This is a genomic window from Bacillus sp. SIMBA_005, assembly GCF_046535585.1.
In the GTDB taxonomy this organism is placed as follows: Bacteria; Bacillota; Bacilli; order Bacillales; family Bacillaceae; genus Bacillus; species Bacillus pumilus.
Map to the genome: position 1 here is coordinate 1 of NZ_JAWRWI010001256.1, position 232 is coordinate 232.

Here is a 232-nt window from a genome sequence, read left to right on the forward strand (position 1 = left end):
GAAGTTCGCAATTCCTTCAGGGACGCCCATGCTTTTTTGCGTTTTAATATTAAGCGGCAAAGCCCCTGCGCTTGAACGGGACGTAAACGCAAACACCATGACAGGAAATGCTTTTTTCACGTATGTGATCGGATTTAAACCGCTGAACGTAATCAGCAGCAGGTGAATGATAAACATGACGATAAGCGCGGCGTATGAAGCGATCACAAACATCCCCAGTTTCGCAATGCTG

Annotated in this window: 1 protein-coding gene; it reads right to left on the reverse strand. The window is 46.6% G+C overall.

The features are described from left to right. Positions 1-232, reverse strand: a 232-nt coding sequence (locus tag SB660_RS24090; RefSeq protein ID WP_410585160.1) for a cation:dicarboxylate symporter family transporter, incomplete at both ends; no start/stop codon positions are given.